The sequence below is a fragment of the Klebsiella sp. C283 genome (assembly GCF_048822555.1).
GTDB lineage: Bacteria > Pseudomonadota > Gammaproteobacteria > Enterobacterales > Enterobacteriaceae > Klebsiella > Klebsiella quasipneumoniae.
On record NZ_JBMEZS010000009.1, the window covers coordinates 250,089 to 269,567 of the forward strand.

18 protein-coding genes and 1 pseudogene are annotated in these 19,479 nt (G+C 58.1%); 6 read left to right on the top strand and 13 right to left on the bottom strand.

Annotation, left to right across the window (positions count from 1 at the left end):
* Positions 1-20: 20 nt before the first annotated feature.
* A complete protein-coding gene (gene dnaB, locus ACOI7Z_RS19185) occupies positions 21-1,436 on the bottom strand; it encodes a replicative DNA helicase (RefSeq protein ID WP_002884942.1) in 1,416 nt (471 codons plus the stop codon).
* A gap of 169 nt (positions 1,437-1,605) precedes the next feature.
* Here dnaB and ACOI7Z_RS19190 point away from each other — a divergent pair, with 169 nt between their 5' ends.
* Positions 1,606-2,589: a quinone oxidoreductase gene (locus ACOI7Z_RS19190; protein WP_023291630.1), complete on the top strand. Its 984-nt coding sequence runs from the start codon at positions 1,606-1,608 to the stop codon at positions 2,587-2,589.
* 181 nt (positions 2,590-2,770) lie between these two features.
* Here ACOI7Z_RS19190 and pspG read toward each other — a convergent pair whose 3' ends face one another.
* The 3 genes from pspG to ACOI7Z_RS19205 all read right to left on the bottom strand — a co-directional run bounded on the left by pspG (position 2,771) and on the right by ACOI7Z_RS19205 (position 4,741).
* Positions 2,771-3,013 (bottom strand): envelope stress response protein PspG, encoded by a 243-nt coding sequence (gene pspG, locus ACOI7Z_RS19195; RefSeq protein WP_004206297.1) that lies wholly within the window; start codon positions 3,011-3,013, stop codon positions 2,771-2,773.
* A gap of 140 nt (positions 3,014-3,153) precedes the next feature.
* The gene (gene dusA, locus ACOI7Z_RS19200; protein WP_087848896.1) at positions 3,154-4,152 is read right to left on the bottom strand and encodes a tRNA dihydrouridine(20/20a) synthase DusA; all 999 of its coding nucleotides are present in this window, start codon (positions 4,150-4,152) and stop codon (positions 3,154-3,156) included.
* A 100-nt stretch (positions 4,153-4,252) separates the two neighbouring features.
* Positions 4,253-4,741 (bottom strand): cupin domain-containing protein, encoded by a 489-nt coding sequence (locus tag ACOI7Z_RS19205; RefSeq protein ID WP_023291628.1) that lies wholly within the window; start codon positions 4,739-4,741, stop codon positions 4,253-4,255.
* A 247-nt stretch (positions 4,742-4,988) separates the two neighbouring features.
* Here ACOI7Z_RS19205 and zur point away from each other — a divergent pair, with 247 nt between their 5' ends.
* The gene (zur, locus tag ACOI7Z_RS19210; protein ID WP_049013098.1) at positions 4,989-5,504 is read left to right on the top strand and encodes a zinc uptake transcriptional repressor Zur; all 516 of its coding nucleotides are present in this window, start codon (positions 4,989-4,991) and stop codon (positions 5,502-5,504) included.
* Positions 5,505-5,599: 95 nt separating this feature from the next.
* Here the strand turns inward: zur and ACOI7Z_RS19215 are convergent, their stop codons facing one another.
* Entirely contained in the window at positions 5,600-5,809 is a 210-nt protein-coding gene (locus ACOI7Z_RS19215; protein WP_023291626.1) for a CsbD family protein, read from the bottom strand.
* A gap of 65 nt (positions 5,810-5,874) precedes the next feature.
* Between ACOI7Z_RS19215 and ACOI7Z_RS19220 the strand changes: the two are divergent.
* Positions 5,875-5,986 (top strand): annotated as a pseudogene (locus ACOI7Z_RS19220) (hypothetical protein); the annotation flags it as partial.
* Between the two features lie 60 nt (positions 5,987-6,046).
* Here the strand turns inward: ACOI7Z_RS19220 and dinF are convergent.
* The 3 genes from dinF to ACOI7Z_RS19235 all read right to left on the bottom strand — a co-directional run bounded on the left by dinF (position 6,047) and on the right by ACOI7Z_RS19235 (position 8,532).
* On the bottom strand, positions 6,047-7,363 hold the full coding sequence (gene dinF / locus ACOI7Z_RS19225; protein WP_044525128.1) for an MATE family efflux transporter DinF: 1,317 nt from the start codon (positions 7,361-7,363) through the stop codon (positions 6,047-6,049).
* 69 nt (positions 7,364-7,432) lie between these two features.
* Complete coding sequence (gene lexA, locus ACOI7Z_RS19230; protein ID WP_004206291.1) at positions 7,433-8,041, bottom strand: transcriptional repressor LexA; 609 nt, start codon at positions 8,039-8,041, stop codon at positions 7,433-7,435.
* Between the two features lie 122 nt (positions 8,042-8,163).
* Positions 8,164-8,532, bottom strand: coding sequence for a diacylglycerol kinase (locus ACOI7Z_RS19235; RefSeq protein WP_004206290.1), 369 nt, complete (start codon positions 8,530-8,532; stop codon positions 8,164-8,166).
* 128 nt (positions 8,533-8,660) lie between these two features.
* Here ACOI7Z_RS19235 and plsB point away from each other — a divergent pair, with 128 nt between their 5' ends.
* Positions 8,661-11,084: a glycerol-3-phosphate 1-O-acyltransferase PlsB gene (gene plsB / locus ACOI7Z_RS19240; protein ID WP_017900122.1), complete on the top strand. Its 2,424-nt coding sequence runs from the start codon at positions 8,661-8,663 to the stop codon at positions 11,082-11,084.
* 58 nt (positions 11,085-11,142) lie between these two features.
* On the opposite strand, the gene ubiA is transcribed toward plsB, so the two are convergent.
* The 5 genes from ubiA to malK form a co-directional block, all read right to left on the bottom strand.
* Positions 11,143-12,009, bottom strand: a complete 867-nt coding sequence (ubiA, locus tag ACOI7Z_RS19245) for a 4-hydroxybenzoate octaprenyltransferase (RefSeq protein ID WP_087848897.1) — start codon at positions 12,007-12,009, stop codon at positions 11,143-11,145.
* A gap of 12 nt (positions 12,010-12,021) precedes the next feature.
* Positions 12,022-12,519 carry a chorismate lyase gene (gene ubiC, locus ACOI7Z_RS19250; RefSeq protein ID WP_017900123.1) on the bottom strand — a complete coding sequence of 166 codons (498 nt, stop codon included), beginning with the start codon at positions 12,517-12,519 and terminating at the stop codon, positions 12,022-12,024.
* Positions 12,520-12,706: 187 nt separating this feature from the next.
* Positions 12,707-13,636 (bottom strand): maltose operon protein MalM, encoded by a 930-nt coding sequence (gene malM / locus ACOI7Z_RS19255; RefSeq protein ID WP_008807310.1) that lies wholly within the window; start codon positions 13,634-13,636, stop codon positions 12,707-12,709.
* A 114-nt stretch (positions 13,637-13,750) separates the two neighbouring features.
* A complete protein-coding gene (locus tag ACOI7Z_RS19260; protein WP_087848898.1) occupies positions 13,751-15,040 on the bottom strand; it encodes a maltoporin in 1,290 nt (429 codons plus the stop codon).
* Positions 15,041-15,125: 85 nt separating this feature from the next.
* A complete protein-coding gene (malK, locus tag ACOI7Z_RS19265; protein WP_025713802.1) occupies positions 15,126-16,235 on the bottom strand; it encodes a maltose/maltodextrin ABC transporter ATP-binding protein MalK in 1,110 nt (369 codons plus the stop codon).
* A gap of 370 nt (positions 16,236-16,605) precedes the next feature.
* Here malK and malE point away from each other — a divergent pair, with 370 nt between their 5' ends.
* A complete protein-coding gene (gene malE, locus ACOI7Z_RS19270; RefSeq protein WP_004206285.1) occupies positions 16,606-17,796 on the top strand; it encodes a maltose/maltodextrin ABC transporter substrate-binding protein MalE in 1,191 nt (396 codons plus the stop codon).
* Between the two features lie 129 nt (positions 17,797-17,925).
* Positions 17,926-19,470: a maltose ABC transporter permease MalF gene (malF, locus tag ACOI7Z_RS19275; protein WP_087848899.1), complete on the top strand. Its 1,545-nt coding sequence runs from the start codon at positions 17,926-17,928 to the stop codon at positions 19,468-19,470.
* Positions 19,471-19,479: the final 9 nt, after the last annotated feature.

The window sequence follows — 19,479 nt, forward strand, 5'->3', positions numbered from 1 at the left end:
AATTAAAGAAGGAGGAAGGATTACTCATCATCATACTGAGGGCCAGCATAATTATCGAAACGCGACCACTGGCCGTTGAAGGTCAGTCGCACGGTGCCGATCGGGCCGTTACGTTGTTTACCAATGATAATTTCCGCGATGCCCTTCAGATCGCTGTTCTCGTGATAGACCTCATCACGGTAAATGAACATGATTAAGTCGGCATCCTGTTCGATAGAGCCGGACTCACGCAGGTCGGAGTTGACCGGGCGTTTATCGGCACGTTGCTCCAGCGAGCGGTTCAGCTGCGACAGCGCCACCACCGGCACCTGCAGCTCTTTGGCCAGCGCCTTCAGCGAGCGGGAGATTTCGGCGATCTCAAGGGTACGGTTGTCGGAGAGCGACGGCACGCGCATCAGCTGCAGGTAGTCGATCATAATCAGCCCGATGCCGCCGTGCTCGCGAGCGATACGCCGCGCGCGGGAACGCACTTCCGTCGGCGTCAGGCCGGAGGAGTCATCGATATAGATGTTACGTTTTTCCAGCAGAATGCCCATGGTGCCGGAGATCCGCGCCCAGTCCTCATCGTCCAGCTGACCGGTACGAATGCGGGTCTGATCGACGCGCGACAGCGAGGCCAGAGAACGCATCATGATCTGTTCCGAGGGCATCTCGAGACTGAAGATGAGTACCGGCTTGTCCTGCAGCATCGCTGCGTTTTCCACGAGGTTCATGGCGAAGGTCGTTTTACCCATCGACGGACGGGCGGCGACGATAATCAGATCCGACGGCTGCAGGCCGGCGGTCTTTTTGTTGAGGTCGTCGTAGCCGGTGTTGACCCCGGTAACGCCGTCGTGGGGCTGCTGGAACAGCTGTTCGATACGGGCGACGGTGGCGTCGAGGACATCGGCGATGTTTTTCGGCCCTTCGTCTTTATTGGCCCGGCTTTCAGCGATTTTAAAGACGCGGGACTCGGCGAGGTCGAGCAGATCTTCGCTGGTTCGCCCCTGCGGGTCGAAGCCGGCCTCGGCGATTTCATTGGCCACCGAGATCATCTCGCGCACGACCGCGCGTTCGCGCACGATGTCGGCATAGGCGCTGATGTTTGCCGCGCTGGGGGTATTTTTGGACAGTTCAGCCAGATAGGCGAAGCCGCCCACGCTGTCCAGCTGTCCCTGACGCTCCAGCGACTCCGCAAGGGTGATCAGGTCAATCGGGCTGCCCGACTCCTGCAGGCGCGCCATCTCGGTAAAGATATGACGATGCGGACGGGTATAAAAGTCGTCGGCAACGACGCGTTCGGCGACGTCGTCCCAGCGCTCGTTATCCAGCATTAAACCGCCCAACACCGACTGCTCCGCTTCAATCGAGTGCGGCGGGACTTTCAGCCCGGCGAGCTGCGGATCGCGTTCGCGGGTTTCTGTCTGTGGTTTGTTGAAGGGTTTATTTCCTGCCATAGCCTAACGTTTCACCGATACGGAAAAGAGCGTGACAGTATAGCGAGAAAGCCATTGCCGCTAAAGAACCCATTCAGCGTGACTGGCCTGAGGCGGGTAAGAAAATCCGTCGCCGCCGCCGCAGGCTGTTAAGCTTACTGGATAATCTCAGAACAACACAGGAGCGAACATGGCAACACGCATCGAATTTTCAAAACACGGGGGGCCGGAGGTGCTTCAGGCGGTTGAATTCACGCCCCGCGATCCCGCTGAGCATGAAATTCAGGTCGAAAACAAAGCCATCGGTATCAATTATATCGACACCTATGTTCGTGGCGGCCTCTATCCGCCGCCGTCGCTGCCGAGCGGCCTCGGCACCGAAGCGGCCGGCGTCGTCAGTAAAGTTGGCCATGGGGTATCGCACATTAAGGTAGGCGATCGGGTGGTGTACGCCCAGTCGGCGCTCGGCGCCTACAGCACGGTGCACAATGTGCTGGCCGACAAAGCGGCGGTCCTCCCGGACGCCATCTCTTTCGAACAGGCCGCCGCGTCATTCCTCAAGGGATTAACGGTCTGGTATCTGCTGCGCAAAACCTATGAAATTAAGCCTGATGAGATGTTCCTGTTTCACGCAGCCGCCGGCGGCGTGGGGCTGATAGCCTGTCAGTGGGCGAAAGCGCTGGGGGCGAAACTTATCGGCACCGTCGGCAGCGCGCAGAAGGCGCAGCGCGCCAAAGCGGCGGGCGCCTGGCAGGTGATTAACTATCGCGAAGAACCTATCGCGGAGCGGCTCAAAGCGCTCACCGACGGTAAGAAAGTCGCCGTGGTCTATGACTCGGTAGGGAAAGATACCTGGGAAGCCTCTCTGGACTGTCTGCAACGCCGCGGCCTGATGGTCAGCTTTGGCAACTCCTCCGGCCCGGTAACCGGCGTTAATCTGGGGATCCTGAACCAGAAAGGTTCTCTGTACGTCACCCGCCCATCGCTGCAGGGCTATATCACCAACCGGGAAGAGCTGGCGGAAGCCTGTAGTGAGCTGTTTTCGCTGATCGCCAGCGGCGTGATTAAAGTGGACGTGCCCGAGAGTCAGACCTATCCGCTGACCGAAGCGCGACGGGCGCATGAAGTTCTGGAAAGCCGGGTGACACAGGGATCGAGTCTGCTGCTGCCGTAAGCGAACAAAGGGACAAAAGTTTAGGGCTTCCACCTGGGAAGCCCTTACTTTTTTTTAGTTCGGCTGTATGTAGGGTACAGCGCGATGAATTCGTTAACGCGCTAATAGTGACAGATTTGCGCAGTAATGCCTACGCGGTTCTGTGCAAAATTGTTCAGGTTGTGACATACCCCTCAATACCTTAGTAACGCCAACGGTTATTGTCGCGAAAAGCGTTTCCGTCCGGGGTTTTCAGTGCCCGAATAACCCACACCACCACCACCGCCAACAGCAGCCACGGCAGCAATTTAATCATTAAAGCAAACAAACCGCCGACGAACATCAGCGCCGTAGCCACCACGATGGCGGCGATAATCCCCAACAGCGATACGCCGGTGACCAGCAGCATGACAAAAAATCCGATGACAAATAACAGTTCCAGCATGGCTCTCTCCCCACAGTCATTAATATGTCGCTCTGCAGGTATTACAAAAAACATGCCAACAATAACCAACTGAATTTAAAAGAATACGCCCCGCAATGGTGTGCGAGGCGTGGTCAATTTCACCAGGTTTTGGTGAGAAACTAACGCTTATCGGCCACCAGCTTCAGGGCCTGCTCCAGCACCGCAATGTCGGCGCCGGCTTTATGCGCATTCTCGCTCAGGTAGCGACGCCACTGGCGGGCGCCCGGGATACCCTGAAACAGTCCCAACATATGACGGGTGATATGGCCCAGATAAGTACCCTTGCTGAGCTCGCGCTCAATATACGGGTACATGGCCCGCACGACGGCCACCGGATCGGCATCCGCGCCGGCGACGCCGAAAATCTCCCGGTCGACCGAAGCCAGAATACCCGGATTCTGATAGGCCTCACGCCCGACCATCACCCCATCCATATGCTCAAGCTGCACTCTGGCTTCATCCAGCGATTTGATACCGCCGTTAATCGCCATCGTCAGGTGGGGGAAGTCACGCTTCAGCTGCCAGACGCGGGGATAATCCAGCGGCGGGATCTCGCGGTTCTCTTTCGGGCTCAGACCGGAGAGCCAGGCTTTGCGGGCGTGAATAATAAACATCTCACATTCGCCCTTGCCGGAGACCGTCTCAATGAAATCGCAAAGGAATTCATAGCTATCCTGGTCGTCGATGCCGATACGGGTCTTCACCGTGACCGGGATCGACACCACATCGCGCATCGCTTTGATACAGTCGGCCACCAGCTGGGCATTCCCCATCAGACAGGCGCCAAACATCCCGTTCTGCACCCGATCGGAGGGGCAGCCGACGTTGAGATTGATCTCATCATAGCCGCGCGCCTCGGCCAGCTTCGCGCACTGCGCCAGGGCCTGCGGATCGCTGCCGCCGAGCTGCAGAGCAACCGGGTGTTCTTCTTCGCTATAGGCCAGATAGTCCCCTTTGCCGTGAATAATCGCCCCGGTGGTCACCATTTCGGTATACAGCAGCGTATGCCGCGACAGCAGCCGCAGGAAGTAGCGGCAATGCCGGTCAGTCCAGTCGAGCATCGGCGCGATGGAGAAGCGGTGAGCAGGAAAAACAGGTGACGTTGATTCAGGCATCATGGCGAATAAATAAGCATCCGGGTAAAAAGGGGCGCTACTATAGCATAAAGATAAACCACAGGCGCGTAGTGCGCCGCGCTTCGCCCCTTCCCGGTGTCGATTACTTTATCCGCGGTTTGCCATCATGTGGGCCAAAGAACTGCGGCGGATGATCAACCCAGCGATCCTGGCGCGTCGCGGCATAGCCGGGATTGAGCGGGTAGTAAATTCGGTTGTACTTTTTGTTGGCCTCACCCACCACCAACAGACGAACCTCCTGCTCGGTGTTATTGAGAAAAGTGTGGCAAACGCCGGTGCCGGCGGGGAAACCTACGCTATCGCCCGGCTCCAGCTTCCAGAGATAGCCGTTTATCCACACTTCCGGATAGCCCTCCAGCACATAGATGAACTCTTCCTCATCGCTCTCCGCGTGCGGGTAAGAGGTGCGCCGCCCGGGCGGCAGTCTCTCGTGGTGGATCCCCAGCCGGTTGAGGCGTAAACCGCGCCCCAGCGGCGCGCCAATGGAAAAACGCTCCGGGCTGTCGGGATAAGTGGCATCGTCGGGCCCTTCCAGTTCGCGCCAGTGGCGAATGCAATCAGGTCGTTTCATCGTTTTCTCCCGAAAATGAGACACTTCAGATATAGCATACCCTGGGTCAGGCGTGTTGCGATTAAATCGGGCATACGGTTTTAACGACCGGCTAAGGCGCAGCCTCCACGAGCGTCAGCGGCCAGCGCCAGGGAGTGGACTGGCGCCGACAATCTGAAGTATGACCCGCATCACCCGTCGGGTCTCGGCGTTTTCCGCGGAACGTGATAAAGTAACAGATTCAATTTCACGCAACCTGAGGATGCTCATGGATAAGACCCCTTCGCAAGAGATGTTAGCGCATGCTGAAAAGCTGTGTGCGCAACGCGGCGTACGCCTGACCCCACAGCGTCTGGAAGTGTTGCGCCTGATGAGCCTGCAGCAAGGGGCAATCAGCGCCTACGACCTGCTGGATCTGCTGCGTGAGAAAGAGCCGCAGGCGAAGCCGCCGACGGTCTACCGCGCGCTGGAGTTTTTACTCGAGCAGGGTTTTGTCCACAAGGTGGAATCGACCAACAGCTATGTGCTGTGTCATCTCTTTGACCAGCCAACCCACAGCTCGGCCATGTTTATCTGCGACCGCTGCGGCGTGGTGAAGGAAGAGGCGGCTGAAGGGGTGGAAGATATCATGCACACGCTGGCGGCCAGAATGGGCTTCGCCCTGCGCCACAACGTGATTGAAGCTCATGGCCTTTGCGCGAGCTGCGTGGAAGTGGAAGCCTGCAGCACGCCGGGACACTGCCAGCACGATCATACGATTCAGCTCAAAAAGAAAGCCCGCTGAGCGGCAGCCGCAGCGGGAAAAAGGGTTAACGGCGCGTCCCTGCGCCATTTAGACAGGCACTAACACAAATGCTTCATTCTTCGGATCACGGAACGCTACCAGCGATAGTCGTTCTTATGCTCCCAGTCTGAGACTTCTTTCTCAGCCTGATCTTTCTCATAGCCGTAACGCTCCTGAATTTTGCCGACCAGCTGGTCGCGCTTCCCTTCGATTACGGTCATATCGTCATCGGTAAGTTTGCCCCACTGTTCCTTGGCTTTACCTTTCAACTGTTTCCAGTTACCGCCGATTTCGTCTTTATTCATGATAACGTCCTCATCATTCGGTGGGTTTACAGCCCGTTTTGTGCCGGACATGGTATTAACTATAGATGAGAATGCTGGCGCCGATTCGTTATTCGGAATTTTTAACCATAGCCCTCACTGGAAACGCTGAAGGTGGTTTTCCCGGCACGCGCTACGCTCGGCCGGGCTACTGAGTCGCTCCGGCAAGCCTGGCGCGACCGGAGGACGTTCACCGATAACGGCGAGCTAGAGAAAGGGCTAACTAAACCAGGTGCCGCGTCGCCAGTGGCGGCGCCAGATCAGCGCCAGCGACAGGCCTCGCAGCGCGAGAAACACCGCCAGCGCCAGCCACAGGCCGTGATTGCCGAGCGCCGGGACCGTAAGCAGCGTCACGGCGAAGCCGGCCGCGGCGACCGCCATACTGTTCCGCATCTCCGCGCCGCGCGTCGCGCCGATAAACATGCCGTCCAGCAGATAGCACCAGACCCCGACCACCGGCAGTATGGTCTGCCAGATCAGATAGCGATCGGCCAGCTGCTGCAGGGAAGGCAGTGAGGTTAACAGCGCGATGATGTACTCCCCCGCCAGGCTGTAAACCAGGGCAAACGCCAGCGCCACCATACCGGACTGCCGGCAGGCCGCCCGCCATACCTCCAGCAGCTGGCTGCCGTCGCGCGCGCCGTAGGCCTGGCCGGAGTGGGCCTCCACGGCATAGGCAAAGCCATCCAGCGCGTAGGCGGTAAAGGTCAGCATGGTCATCAGTACGGCGTTGACCGCCACGATATCGCTGCCCAGACGGGCGCCGTAGACGGTCAGCGCGCCAAAGCACAGCTGCAGCAGCAGGGAGCGCAGCATGATGTCGCGATTCAACGCCAGCAGACGGCGCATGTCGCCACGCCAGGCGTTTTTCAGCATCGCCAGCGACACGCCGCGCAGCGTCAGCACCCGCTTCGCCATCATCAGGCCGATAATGAGTGTGGCGTACTCCGCAGTGACCGTGGCCAGCGCCGCCCCCTGGACGTTCATCCGCAGGCCCATCACCAGCCACAGGTCGAGCACAATATTCAACAGATTACCGACCACCAGCAAAATCACCGGCGCCCGGGCGTACTGGACCCCCAGCAGCCAGCCGAGCAGCACAAGGTTGGCCAGCGACGCGGGAGCGCTGAGCCAGCGGATATCGAGAAACCGTCTCGCCTGCTCGAGAACCGCCTCGCTGCCGCCGACGATATGCAGGGCGAGGTTAATCAACGGCAGGCGAAACAGGATAATCAACACCCCGGCGCCCAGCGCCAGAGCCAGCGGCTGCACCAGCGCCCGCGCCAGTCGCAGCGGATCTTTGGCCCCCCAGGCCTGAGCGGTCAGCCCGGTGGTGCTCATGCGAAGAAACAGCAGCAGCATAAACAGGAAACTGGTGGCCGTCGCTCCGACCGCGACGCCGCCGAGGTATACCGGGCTGTCAAGGTGGCCGATCACCGCGGTATCCACCAGCCCCAGCAGCGGGACGGTGATATTGGAGAAAATCATGGGGAGTGCAAGGCGCCACAGCGCTTTATCGGCAGCGTTGAGCAGCATGTTCGGAGACCTGATTGAGGACAAACGTCGCAGCGTCATGCATCAGATGACGCTGCGCGGGGGCAGGCGTTACAGCCATTCTCCATTACGGATCACGCCAACGGCCAGACCCTCAATGGTAAAACTCTGCTGACGCAGATCGACAACGATAGGGGTAAATTCGCTGTTTTCCGGCAACAGTTCGACGACGTTGCCCTGCTTTTTCAGGCGCTTCACCGTCACTTCATCGTCAATGCGCGCTACCACCACCTGGCCGTTACGCACATCCTGGGTTTTGTGGACCGCCAGCAGATCGCCATCCAGAATACCGATGTCTTTCATCGACATCCCGCTGACGCGCAGCAGAAAATCGGCGTTGGGCTTGAACATCGACGGGTCGACCTGATAGTGGCCTTCAATATGCTGCTGCGCCAGCAGCGGCTCACCGGCGGCGACGCGGCCGATCAGCGGCAGGCCGTGCTCTTCTTCCGTCAGCAGGCGGATACCGCGCGAGGCGCCGGAGACGATCTCGATTGCGCCTTTACGCGCCAGCGCTTTCAGGTGTTCTTCCGCCGCGTTTGGGGAACGGAACCCCAAGCGCTGAGCAATCTCCGCACGCGTCGGCGGCATGCCCGTCTGGCTGATATGATCCCGAATGAGATCAAACACCTCTTGCTGCCTGGTCGTTAACGCTTTCATTCCGCCCCCTGGGTGTATATACAGTTATGCTGTGAGTATATACAGCTAACGGTGATTTTGGAACCACATGGCACACAAAAATCGGCAGATTGTTTATATTTTGCGAGGGTTAGCGAAGAACGTTAGTGATAATGGCTCCACAGCAGCGTTCCCCAGGTGATCAGCGCGATGATTATCGCCAGCAGGACCGCCGCCGACCCCATGTCTTTGGCGCGCCCTGAAAGCTCGTGATAATCCGAGCCAATACGGTCCACGACCGCCTCAATCGCGCTGTTGAGAATTTCGACTATCATCACTAGCAGGACCGAGCCAATCAGCAATACGCGGGTGATGGCGTCGACGTCCAGCCAGCAGGCTATCGCGACGGCCACGATGGCGGCGACACCTTCCTGACGAAACGCGGCCTCGTTGATCCACGCCGCGCGAAATCCTTTCCAGGAGTAACCTGCCGCCTTAATGATTCGGGTTAACCCGGTGGTATTATTGGCCATCACAAAACCTTTTTATGTAAATGACGTCGATGAGTGTACGCGTTTGCCGCGCGGTAACGGAAATTTTGCCCGCTTTCTGTTATTCTTGCCGCGCATTTGCATGATTAACCAGAGGCTTCACATCGTTTATGTCCGGCTGGCAACGAATTTACTATAAATTACTGAATTTACCATTACGGGTGCTGGTAAAAAGCAAGTCTATTCCGGCAGAGCCTGCTCAGGAATTAGGACTCGATACCTCGCGTCCGGTCATGTACGTCCTGCCCTATAACTCCAAGGCGGACCTGCTGACGCTGCGCGCCCAATGTCTGGCGCATGATTTACCTGACCCGCTTGAACCGCTGGAAATCGACGGCGCCCTGCTGCCGCGCTACGTATTCATCCACGGCGGGCCGCGCGTATTCACCTACTACACGCCAAAAGAAGAGTCCATCAAGCTGTTCCATGACTACCTCGATCTGCACCGCAACCATCCGGATCTCGATGTGCAAATGGTGCCGGTGTCGGTGATGTTCGGCCGCTCGCCGGGTCGTGAGAAAGGGGAAGTTAATCCGCCGCTGCGGATGCTTAACGGCATTCAGAAATTTTTCGCCGTCTCCTGGCTCGGCCGCGACAGCTTCGTGCGCTTCTCGCCTTCCGTATCGCTGCGCCGCATGGCGGATGAGCACGGTACCGATAAGATCATCGCCCAGAAACTGGCTCGCGTCGCGCGGATGCATTTTGCCCGCCAGCGCCTGGCCGCCGTCGGCCCGCGTCTGCCGGCCCGCCAGGATCTGTTTAACAAGCTGCTGGCATCGAAGGCCATTGCCCGGGCGGTGGAAGACGAAGCGCGCAGCAAGAAAATTTCCCACGAGAAGGCCCAGCAGAACGCGATTGCGCTGATGGAAGAGATTGCCGCGAACTTCTCTTACGAGATGATCCGCCTGACCGACCGCATTCTCGGCTTCACCTGGAACCGCCTGTACCAGGGCATCAACGTGCATAACGCCGAGCGCGTACGCCAGCTGGCGCACGATGGCCATGAGATTGTCTATGTCCCCTGCCACCGCAGCCACATGGACTATCTGCTGCTCTCTTACGTCCTGTACCACCAAGGGCTGGTGCCTCCGCATATCGCGGCGGGTATCAACCTTAACTTCTGGCCAGCCGGGCCAATCTTCCGCCGCCTCGGCGCATTCTTTATTCGCCGCACCTTTAAGGGCAATAAGCTCTACTCCACGGTGTTCCGCGAGTACCTTGGCGAACTGTTCAGCCGCGGCTATTCCGTGGAGTATTTCGTCGAAGGCGGCCGCTCCCGTACCGGCCGTCTGCTCGATCCGAAGACCGGTACGCTGTCGATGACCATCCAGGCGATGCTGCGCGGCGGCACCCGGCCGATCACCCTGGTGCCGATTTACATCGGCTACGAGCACGTGATGGAGGTAGGGACCTATGCCAAAGAGCTGCGCGGCGCCACCAAAGAGAAAGAGAGTCTGCCGCAGATGGTGCGCGGCTTAAGCAAGCTGCGCAATCTTGGCCAGGGCTACGTTAACTTCGGCGAACCGCTACCGCTGATGACCTATCTGAACCACCATGTGCCGGAGTGGCGGGAAGCGATTGACCCGATCGAAGCGGTCCGCCCTTCCTGGCTGACGCCGACGGTGAATAACATCGCCGCTGACCTGATGGTACGCATCAACAACGCCGGCGCGGCCAACGCCATGAACCTCTGCTGTACGGCGCTGCTGGCCTCCCGCCAGCGTTCGCTGACCCGTGAGCAGCTCACCCAGCAGCTGGAGTGTTACCTCGCGCTGCTGCGCAATGTGCCCTATTCGCCGGATGCCACCGCGCCGTCCGCTTCGGCCAGCGAACTTATCGACCACGCGCTGCAGATGAACAAGTTCGAAGTCGAGAAAGACACCATTGGCGACATCATCATTCTGCCGCGCGAGCAGGCGGTGCTGATGACCTACTATCGCAACAACATCGCCCATATGCTGGTGATGCCGTCGCTGTTAGCCGCCCTGGTGACTCAGCATCGTCATCTCAGCCGCGCCGAAGTGCTGCGCCATGTGGAAACGCTCTATCCGTTCCTCAAAGCCGAGCTGTTCCTGCGCTGGGAGAAAGCGGAGCTGGCCGGAGTGATGGATGCGCTGATTGCCGAGATGCTGCGTCAGGAGCTGATCGTCATCGATGGCGATGTGATGAGCCTCAACCCGTCGCACTCTCGCTCTCTGCAGCTGTTGGCCGCAGGCGCCCGCGAGACGCTGCAGCGCTACGCCATTACCTTCTGGCTGCTGAGCGCTAACCCGTCGATCAACCGCAGCTCGCTGGAGAAAGAGAGCCGTACCGTGGCTCAGCGCCTGTCGGTGCTGCATGGCATCAACGCGCCGGAGTTCTTCGATAAAGCGGTGTTCAGTACCCTGGTATTGACCCTGCGCGATGAAGGCTATATCAGCGATACGGGCGATGCCGAGCCGGAAGAGACCCTGAAGGTCTATCGGATGCTGGCGGATTTGATTACGTCGGATGTACGTCTGACGATCGAAAGCGTCACGCAGGACGACGCGTAACGCGGCGTTTGCTGTCCTCCTCGCCCCCCGGCAAACCGGGGGGATGGGGACAGGGATTTTACAGGTAGCTCATCGCCAGGCCGAGGAACAGCACCAGCCCGACGTAGTTATTGTTCATAAACGCTTTAAAGCAGTTATCGCGGTCGCGATTGAAGATAAGCTTCTGCTGCCAGCCAAACAGACCCGCCGCCACGAACAGCGACCAGTAGTATTCCCAGCCCAGCCCGTTCAGCCAGCCTACCGCGCCCATCAGCGCCATCACGGCCACCTGCAGGATACCGATAATCAGACGATCGTTTTCGCCGAACAGGATCGCCGTCGATTTAATGCCGATCTTGACGTCGTCATCGCGATCCACCATCGCATACTGGGTATCGTAGGCCACCGCCCACAGAATGTTGGCGAGGAACATCAGCCAGCAGCTCAGCGGCAGCGATTCGCTGACGGCCGAGAAGGCCATTGGAATCGACCAACCAAAGGCCGCCCCCAGCACCACCTGCGGCAGATGGGTGTAGCGCTTCATAAACGGATAGACCCACGCCAGCGCCAGCGCGGCCACCGACAGCAAAATCGTCATGGTGTTGAGGGTGAGCACCAGCAGGAAAGAGAGCAGCACCAGAACGATAAACAGTGTTCGCGCCTCTTTCTCGGTGACGTCGCCGCTCGGCAGCGGACGGCGGGCGGTACGCTTTACGTGACCATCAAATTTTCGATCGGCATAGTCATTCACCACGCAGCCGGCGGCGCGCATCAGCCAGACGCCGGCGACGAATACCGCCAGGATCCACAGCGGCGGGACGCCCGGCGAGGCCACCCACAGCGCCCACAGCGTCGGCCACAGCAGCAGCAAGGCGCCGATCGGTTTGTCAGTGCGCATCAGGCGATGAAACGCCAACAGCTTATTCTGCGACAGACTCCACTCCATTTTTTCTTCCTCTTAGTACAACGGCGACGCAGGCAAAAAAAGCTCGGTCAGCAGCAGGGGTTTGCCACTCAGCCGCAGACGGGAACGACGCCCCCACAGCGCTGCATCGCGACCAATTTCAATAAAATCGCGGGTTAACGTCGACGACGTGAACAGGTATCGGCCCAGCGGGGTCTGCCCGAGCTGCTGTAGCGCCAGCTCCGGCCCACACAGCGTCGACTCCGGCACCACCGTGCGCCCGGCCAGCCAGGGCTCGCCATCGGCATTGAGTATAATCTCCCGCAGCCAGTAGCGCGGCTCGTCGGGCAACAGCGCCGCTTCGTCAGCCAGCGCCTCACGCCCGATATACCCTTCGTTAACCAGGGTGACGGTGACCTGCTTTCCTTGTTGCTCAAAACGCTGGGTCATTGAGTCCTCCAGCAGCAGCCAATCACTCAGGGGCGGCGCCAGGGGCGGCATAACGGCAAAATAGCGCAGCGCACGCAGTCGCGTAAGCGCAGGATGGGACATGCCTGATTCTCCGGTACATAACGTGAGAGCATTGTATCGCAGAATAGGCGGTTGGTGGCGGGCAAACGTCAATATACGATCATTCACGCAACAGCCATGCAACAGACCGCCGCGCGTGCAAAAAAAGGTGCATCCCGGAGGATGCACCTAAAGGCTGTGCCTAAACATCAGCATTGTGGGGAGACGATTACCCCTTGCCTTTTACACTGCTGATAAAGGTGGAACGAGCGGATTTCGAGCCGAGGCGCTCAGCTTCGTTCATCAATTTCAGGGCTTTGTCGATGTCACCTTGTTTCACCGCCTGCTTAATACCGTTGTTGAAGTAGGTCTCGGTATCGCTGAGCATCGGTTCGCTTTTGGCGGCCGGCGCCGCAGCGGCTGCGGCGGCTGGCGCAGCTACCGGCGCCGCGGTGTTACCGACGGTGACCGGGCCCGGGCCGGAGGAGCCGAACAGCGGCCCCACCAGCACGCTGGAGGTGCTGTTGGTTTTCACTTTCAGCTTCAGCACGCCATCGGTGGTATGTTTGGCGATCGGATCCGGGATGTCCGGCGCCGCATTGCCTGCGCCTTTGGCATAGGCCTTCGCCGGATCCAGCAGGGTGGTGGTCTGCTGGAGATCTTTTTCAGTGGTAAACACCAGCACATAGAGCTTCTGCTGGCCCAGCGCCGGGGTCAGGCGCATCACTCCGCCCAGGCGATCGGCAGTCATCACGCCCGGCTGCTGATAGGTAAAGTAGTTGCTGGGAAAGAACGCCGCTGGCGTCATGTTCTGGTCGAGAATCAGCACGTTCGGCGCAAAAATCTGTTTATGTTTGTTCAGTTCGCTGTCGAGGGTTAGGGTCAGCTCACCGATATTGGCCGGCACGCTCCAGGCGGCGACCGGTCCGACGATCCCTGGAACATCCAGGCGTTGACCGCCGGTGGTTAAATCTACGCTCTGCGTCTTCGATTGATCGGCAGGCGTCCAGATCAGCTGCTGCAGCGCGCTGGCTGGAATAGACGGCGCGGCGCTGGTGTTCTGCGGTACAAAGTTAACATCGGCAAGGCTCATCCCCGGCACGCATGCCAACATCCCTGCGGATAAACACAGAGCGACGAGAGTTTTCTTCATTTTCATTCTTCTCACCTTGGATAGCATCGGTTTAGCGGTAGCCAGGCAATAGCGCGCTAACCCTGAATAGTCAGGAGGGGCCGATGCCCCTCCCAGGTTACACCCGTCCTGCGGACGGTATTACCACCACACTTCCATCTGGGCACCGAAGGTAACTTCGCTGTCGTCACCGCGGCTGGAGGTGAAAGCGCCGCTTCCGCTGCTGTCTTTCGTCTGCAGACCAGAGGTGTTGCTGTAGCCCCAGTTTTCATCCCACTTCGCGTAGGTTGCGAAGATACGGATAGCCGGACGAGACCAGACGCTGTTGCCTGCCTGCCACTGTTGAGCCAGAGTGATTTTGTACTGGTTGTTGTTTTCGCTGGTACGCTGAGATTTCACGTTGTCGTAACCGATTTCCAGCTGGGTGCTCATGATCGGCGTCCATTTGTACATCGGACGAACACCCACGGTGTACCAGGTGGAGCCGTTTTTGCTGTCCAGATCCACGTCCTGGTACATCGCAACGTACATCAGGCCCCAGTCATCGTTGAAGTCCATCGCGCCGTGATCCAGAACGCGGATCATGCTGCCGTTGTTATCGATGCTGGTCCCTTGAGAGTGGCCGCTGTTCCAGGAGGTCATTGCGTCAGTGGCGTACTGAACCACAAATTTGTTGAAGCCGCCCCAGATGGACTGAGTATGTTCACCGGTCCACATCCAGCCGTCTTTCGACGCGCCGTCTTCCAGGCGATAGTCATCCTGCGGGTTCGCACGGCCGTAATCGACGCCTAACTCCAGTACGCCGCCCGGGTTGGTTTCCAGGCCCGCCAGACGGATGTCAAAGACGTCGTTGGCAGTTTTCGCAGCATATTTCTTGGTGTCATCGCTGGAGAAAGTATAAGAACCGCCGCTTTCTGTGTTACGGGTAGCGGCCAGAGAGAGCTTACCGAAGCCAAGGTCAACGTTTTCCAGACCTGCACCCGGGCCGGAGATATCCCAGTAGTAGAAGTCGATCATGTGAACGTCATGACGCTGATAGAAGCGTTTACCCGCCCACAGCGTGGAGCCCGGCAGCCAGTCGATCAGGTTTTTACCCTGGATGTTGGCTTCACGGAACGCCGGAGAGGTGCTTTCCCAGTCATCTTCCTGATTCACGGAATAGGCAACGTTAGTATCGAAATAAAAACTCTTATCTCCTTCCTTCCACAGCTCCTGGCCCAGCTTCAGTTCCGCATAGGTTTCACATTCGTTACCAAGACGGTATTTACTTTGAGCGCCGGTCGCTTTGAAGCACTGTTGCTCGCCGCCGCTGCCGGTCCAGCCAATGCCGGAACGCGCGTAGCCATGGAAATCGACAGCCAGCGCCTGAGCAGACATAACGCCTGCCGCGACGGCGACCGCCAGTGGAAGTTTGCGCAGAGTAATCATCATTCTATCTCCTGAGATCATTGCTTTTCTTTGCACGCTTCGCCGGTGTACCGCCAGCCGGGTTCGCGCCTTTTTTTAATGGGAAGCCTTACACGCCCGGCTCTTTATGCAGCCGACGACAAGCGGTGCCATCCTCACGGAATAAATGGCAACGTTCTGGCGGCAAACCGATAGCGAATGTGGCTCCCTCTTCTACCAACACCACGTCGTTCTGGCGGTAGACCAGGTTTTGACGGATGGCGGGGATCTGGATATGAATTTGCGTTTCGTGACCTAACTGCTCGACAACCTGAACCTCGCCTTCGAGGGTCACATCGGCGATATCGCTGGGCAGTAAATGCTCCGGGCGGATACCTAAGGACATGTTGGCGCCCACCTGAACATTGGCGCTGTCCACCGGTAGCCAGATTTGCTGACGGTTTGGCAGTTCAACCTGCACCTGATCGATAGCCGTCGCGGTAACTTTGACCGGCAGGAAGTTCATCTTCGGTGAACCGATAAAGCCGGCGACGAAGCGGTCAGCCGGATAGTGATAGAGTTCCAGCGGTTTCCCGACCTGCGCCACACGGCCGGCGTCGAGGACCACGATCTTGTCCGCGAGGGTCATCGCTTCCACCTGATCGTGGGTCACATAGATCATGGTGCGGCCCAGTCGCTTATGCAGACGGGAGATTTCGATACGCATCTGAACGCGCAGGGCGGCATCGAGGTTGGAGAGCGGCTCATCCAGCAGGAAGACGCTCGGCTCAGCCACCAGCGTACGGCCAATCGCCACACGCTGGCGCTGACCGCCGGAGAGGGCTTTCGGTTTACGCTCCAGCAGATGGGCCAGCTGCAGCACTTCCGCCACCTGGGTCACCCGCTGGTTAATCAGATCTTTTTTCGCGCCGGCCAGCTTCAGGCCAAACGACATATTTTCCGCAACGGAAAGGTGGGGATAGAGCGCATAAGACTGGAATACCATCCCAACGCCGCGTTCTGCCGGTGGGATCTCGTTCATGCGGGTGTCACCGATAAACAGGTCCCCGCTGGTAATAGTTTCTAACCCGGCAATCATACGCAGCAGGGTAGATTTGCCGCAGCCCGATGGCCCGACAAACACGACGAATTCCCCTTCGTGGATATCGAGATTGATATCTTTCGATACCACCACGTCACCCCAGGCTTTCGTTACATTTCGCAGCTGTACGCTCGCCATGCCCTTCTCCCTTCGTTACAACCTGTCACTAACAGTCACATTCAAGATGGGTCGACTATGCGGCATTCATTAGCCGGGCAAATCCTCCACCCCCCGGCTTTTTTATGGGGGAGGAGATGGGAGGATGAGAGATTGGCTCTCGCCGCGGGGGATGGCGGGCAGCGGGTGATTTCGTGATGGAGGCGACAAAATTGGGCGCTTTTTTCTGTGCTCCAGGACGCAATACGGCCGTTTTTGCAATGGAGATCACACAACCAGCGGGTGGGGCGTAGACCTGGGGAGGATGGAAAGGGGTTGTTAAAAAAGGAAACTCATCATCGTTAAGCCACCGAAGTGTATCCACGAGTACAACACCAAAAAGGACGGGTATATGAAAATCAAAACTGGCGCTCGCATCCTCGCGCTGTCGGCACTGACCACGATGATGTTTTCCGCCTCTGCCCTCGCGAAAATTGAAGAAGGTAAGCTGGTTATCTGGATTAACGGCGACAAAGGCTACAACGGCCTCGCTGAAGTGGGTAAAAAGTTTGAAAAAGACACCGGCATTAAAGTTTCTGTAGAACACCCGGACAAGCTGGAAGAGAAATTCCCGCAGGTTGCGGCGACCGGCGACGGCCCGGACATCATCTTCTGGGCGCATGACCGTTTCGGCGGCTACGCGCAGTCCGGCCTGCTGGCGGAAATCACCCCGGACAAAGCGTTCCAGGACAAACTCTATCCGTTCACCTGGGATGCCGTTCGCTATAACGGCAAACTGATCGCCTACCCGATCGCGGTGGAAGCGCTGTCCCTGATTTACAACAAAGACCTGGTGCCGAACCCGCCGAAGACCTGGGAAGAGATCCCGGCGCTGGATAAAGAACTGAAAGCGAAAGGTAAGAGCGCGCTGATGTTCAACCTGCAGGAACCATACTTCACCTGGCCGCTGATCGCTGCCGACGGCGGATACGCGTTCAAGTTTGAAAACGGCAAGTACGATGTGAAAGACGTCGGCGTGGACAGCGCAGGCGCGAAAGCGGGCCTGACCTTCCTGGTTGACCTGATCAAGAACAAGCACATGAATGCCGATACCGATTACTCCATCGCGGAAGCGGCCTTCAACAAAGGTGAAACCGCGATGACCATCAACGGTCCGTGGGCGTGGTCTAACATCGATAAGAGCAAGGTTAACTACGGCGTGACCCTGCTGCCGACCTTTAAAGGCAAACCATCGAAACCGTTCGTTGGCGTGCTGAGCGCGGGGATCAACGCCGCCAGCCCGAACAAGGAGCTGGCGAAAGAGTTCCTCGAAAACTACCTGATGACCGATCAGGGTCTGGAATCCGTTAATAACGACAAACCGCTGGGTGCGGTGGCGCTGAAATCCTTCCAGGAAAAACTGGAAAAAGATCCGCGCATCGCTGCCACCATGGCGAACGCCCAGAAAGGCGAAATTATGCCTAACATCCCGCAGATGTCTGCCTTCTGGTATGCCGTTCGTACCGCGGTTATCAACGCCGCCAGCGGCCGTCAGACTGTCGATGCTGCGCTGAAGGATGCCCAGAGCCGTATCACTAAGTAATGCTGTAGCGTACGTGCCGGATGGCGGCATGAATGCCTTATCCGGCCTACACAATCCGTAGGCCGGATAAGCGCAGCGCCATCAGGCACTGACGCCGACAGATGTTTAACGCTGTAGAGGATGATCCCCATGGATGCCGTTAAAAAGAGACACTGGTGGCAAAGTCCGCAACTCACATGGTCTGTGATTGGCTTACTGTGCCTGCTGGTGGGTTACCTTGTTGTTTTGATGTACGCCCAGGGGGAGTACCTGTTCGCCATCATGACGCTGATTTTAAGCTCAGTTGGCCTGTATATTTTCGCTAATCGCAAGGCCTATGCCTGGCGCTATGTCTATCCCGGCCTCGCCGGCATGGGCCTGTTTGTCCTGTTTCCGCTGATCTGTACTATCGCTATCGCGTTCACCAACTACAGCAGCACCAACCAGCTGACCTTTGAGCGCGCGCAGCAGGTGCTGATGGATCGCTCCTTCCAGGCCGGCAAAGCCTATAACTTCACGCTGATCCCGGCAGGCGACGAGTGGAAGCTGGCCCTGACCGATGGCGAGAACGGTAAAAACTACCTTTCCGACGCCTTTAAATTCGGCGGCGAGCAGAAGCTGGCGTTAAAAGAAACTGATGCCCTGCCGGAAGGCGAGCGCGCCAACCTGCGCGTCATTACCCAGAACCGCACCGCGCTGAACCAGCTGACCGCCGTACTGCCTGATGACAGCAAAGTGATCATGAGCTCGCTGCGCCAGTTCTCCGGCACCCAACCGCTGTATACGCTTGGCGAAAACGGCGAGCTGACCAACAATCAAACCCACGTCAAATACCGCCCGAACAACGACGTTGGTTTCTACCAGGCAATCAACGCCGACGGTAGCTGGGGCACAGAAAAGCTGAGCCCGGGCTACACCGTGACTATCGGCTGGGATAACTTTACCCGCGTCTTCCACGATGAAGGCATCCAGAAACCGTTCTTCGCCATCTTCGTCTGGACGGTGGTGTTCTCGGTTCTGACCGTGGTGCTGACCGTCGCGGTGGGGATGATCCTCGCCTGCCTGGTGCAGTGGGAAGCGCTGAAAGGCAAAGCGATTTACCGTGTCCTGCTGATTCTGCCGTATGCCGTACCGTCATTTATTTCGATTCTGATTTTCAAAGGCCTGTTCAACCAGAGCTTTGGTGAAATCAACATGATGCTCAGCGCGCTGTTCGGCATTAAACCGGCGTGGTTTAGCGACCCGACCACTGCGCGTACCATGATCATCATCGTCAACACCTGGCTGGGCTACCCGTACATGATGATCCTGTGCATGGGGCTGCTGAAGGCGATTCCGGACGATCTGTACGAAGCGTCGGCAATGGATGGCGCCGGCCCGTTCCAGAACTTCTTTAAAATTACCTTCCCGCTGCTGATTAAGCCGCTGACGCCGCTGATGATCGCCAGCTTCGCCTTTAACTTTAACAACTTCGTCCTGATTCAACTGTTGACCAACGGCGGTCCGGACCGTCTCGGCACCACCACCCCGGCCGGTTATACCGACCTGCTGGTGAGCTACACCTACCGTATCGCCTTTGAAGGCGGCGGCGGTCAGGACTTCGGCCTGGCGGCGGCTATCGCAACGCTTATCTTCCTGCTGGTTGGCGCGTTAGCGATTGTGAATCTGAAAGCCACACGCATGAAGTTTGATTAAGGGAGATAA

What these genes read in the sequence shown, in the direction of transcription:
- malF (WP_087848899.1), top strand. Translation starts at nt 17,926, where the DNA reads ATGGATGCCGTTAAAAAGAGACACTGGTGGCAAAGTCCGCAACTCACA.
- dinF (WP_044525128.1), bottom strand. Translation starts at nt 7,363, where the DNA reads ATGCTGCTCAACGCTGCCGATAAAGCGCTGTGGCGCCTTGCACTCCCC.
- malE (WP_004206285.1), top strand. Translation starts at nt 16,606, where the DNA reads ATGAAAATCAAAACTGGCGCTCGCATCCTCGCGCTGTCGGCACTGACC.
- ACOI7Z_RS19190 (WP_023291630.1), top strand. Translation starts at nt 1,606, where the DNA reads ATGGCAACACGCATCGAATTTTCAAAACACGGGGGGCCGGAGGTGCTT.
- malM (WP_008807310.1), bottom strand. Translation starts at nt 13,636, where the DNA reads ATGAAAATGAAGAAAACTCTCGTCGCTCTGTGTTTATCCGCAGGGATG.
- ubiA (WP_087848897.1), bottom strand. Translation starts at nt 12,009, where the DNA reads ATGGAGTGGAGTCTGTCGCAGAATAAGCTGTTGGCGTTTCATCGCCTG.
- malK (WP_025713802.1), bottom strand. Translation starts at nt 16,235, where the DNA reads ATGGCGAGCGTACAGCTGCGAAATGTAACGAAAGCCTGGGGTGACGTG.
- ACOI7Z_RS19215 (WP_023291626.1), bottom strand. Translation starts at nt 5,809, where the DNA reads ATGAATAAAGACGAAATCGGCGGTAACTGGAAACAGTTGAAAGGTAAA.
- plsB (WP_017900122.1), top strand. Translation starts at nt 8,661, where the DNA reads ATGTCCGGCTGGCAACGAATTTACTATAAATTACTGAATTTACCATTA.
- dnaB (WP_002884942.1), bottom strand. Translation starts at nt 1,436, where the DNA reads ATGGCAGGAAATAAACCCTTCAACAAACCACAGACAGAAACCCGCGAA.
- ACOI7Z_RS19235 (WP_004206290.1), bottom strand. Translation starts at nt 8,532, where the DNA reads ATGGCCAATAATACCACCGGGTTAACCCGAATCATTAAGGCGGCAGGT.
- pspG (WP_004206297.1), bottom strand. Translation starts at nt 3,013, where the DNA reads ATGCTGGAACTGTTATTTGTCATCGGATTTTTTGTCATGCTGCTGGTC.
- zur (WP_049013098.1), top strand. Translation starts at nt 4,989, where the DNA reads ATGGATAAGACCCCTTCGCAAGAGATGTTAGCGCATGCTGAAAAGCTG.
- ACOI7Z_RS19260 (WP_087848898.1), bottom strand. Translation starts at nt 15,040, where the DNA reads ATGATGATTACTCTGCGCAAACTTCCACTGGCGGTCGCCGTCGCGGCA.
- lexA (WP_004206291.1), bottom strand. Translation starts at nt 8,041, where the DNA reads ATGAAAGCGTTAACGACCAGGCAGCAAGAGGTGTTTGATCTCATTCGG.
- ACOI7Z_RS19205 (WP_023291628.1), bottom strand. Translation starts at nt 4,741, where the DNA reads ATGAAACGACCTGATTGCATTCGCCACTGGCGCGAACTGGAAGGGCCC.
- dusA (WP_087848896.1), bottom strand. Translation starts at nt 4,152, where the DNA reads ATGATGCCTGAATCAACGTCACCTGTTTTTCCTGCTCACCGCTTCTCC.
- ubiC (WP_017900123.1), bottom strand. Translation starts at nt 12,519, where the DNA reads ATGTCCCATCCTGCGCTTACGCGACTGCGTGCGCTGCGCTATTTTGCC.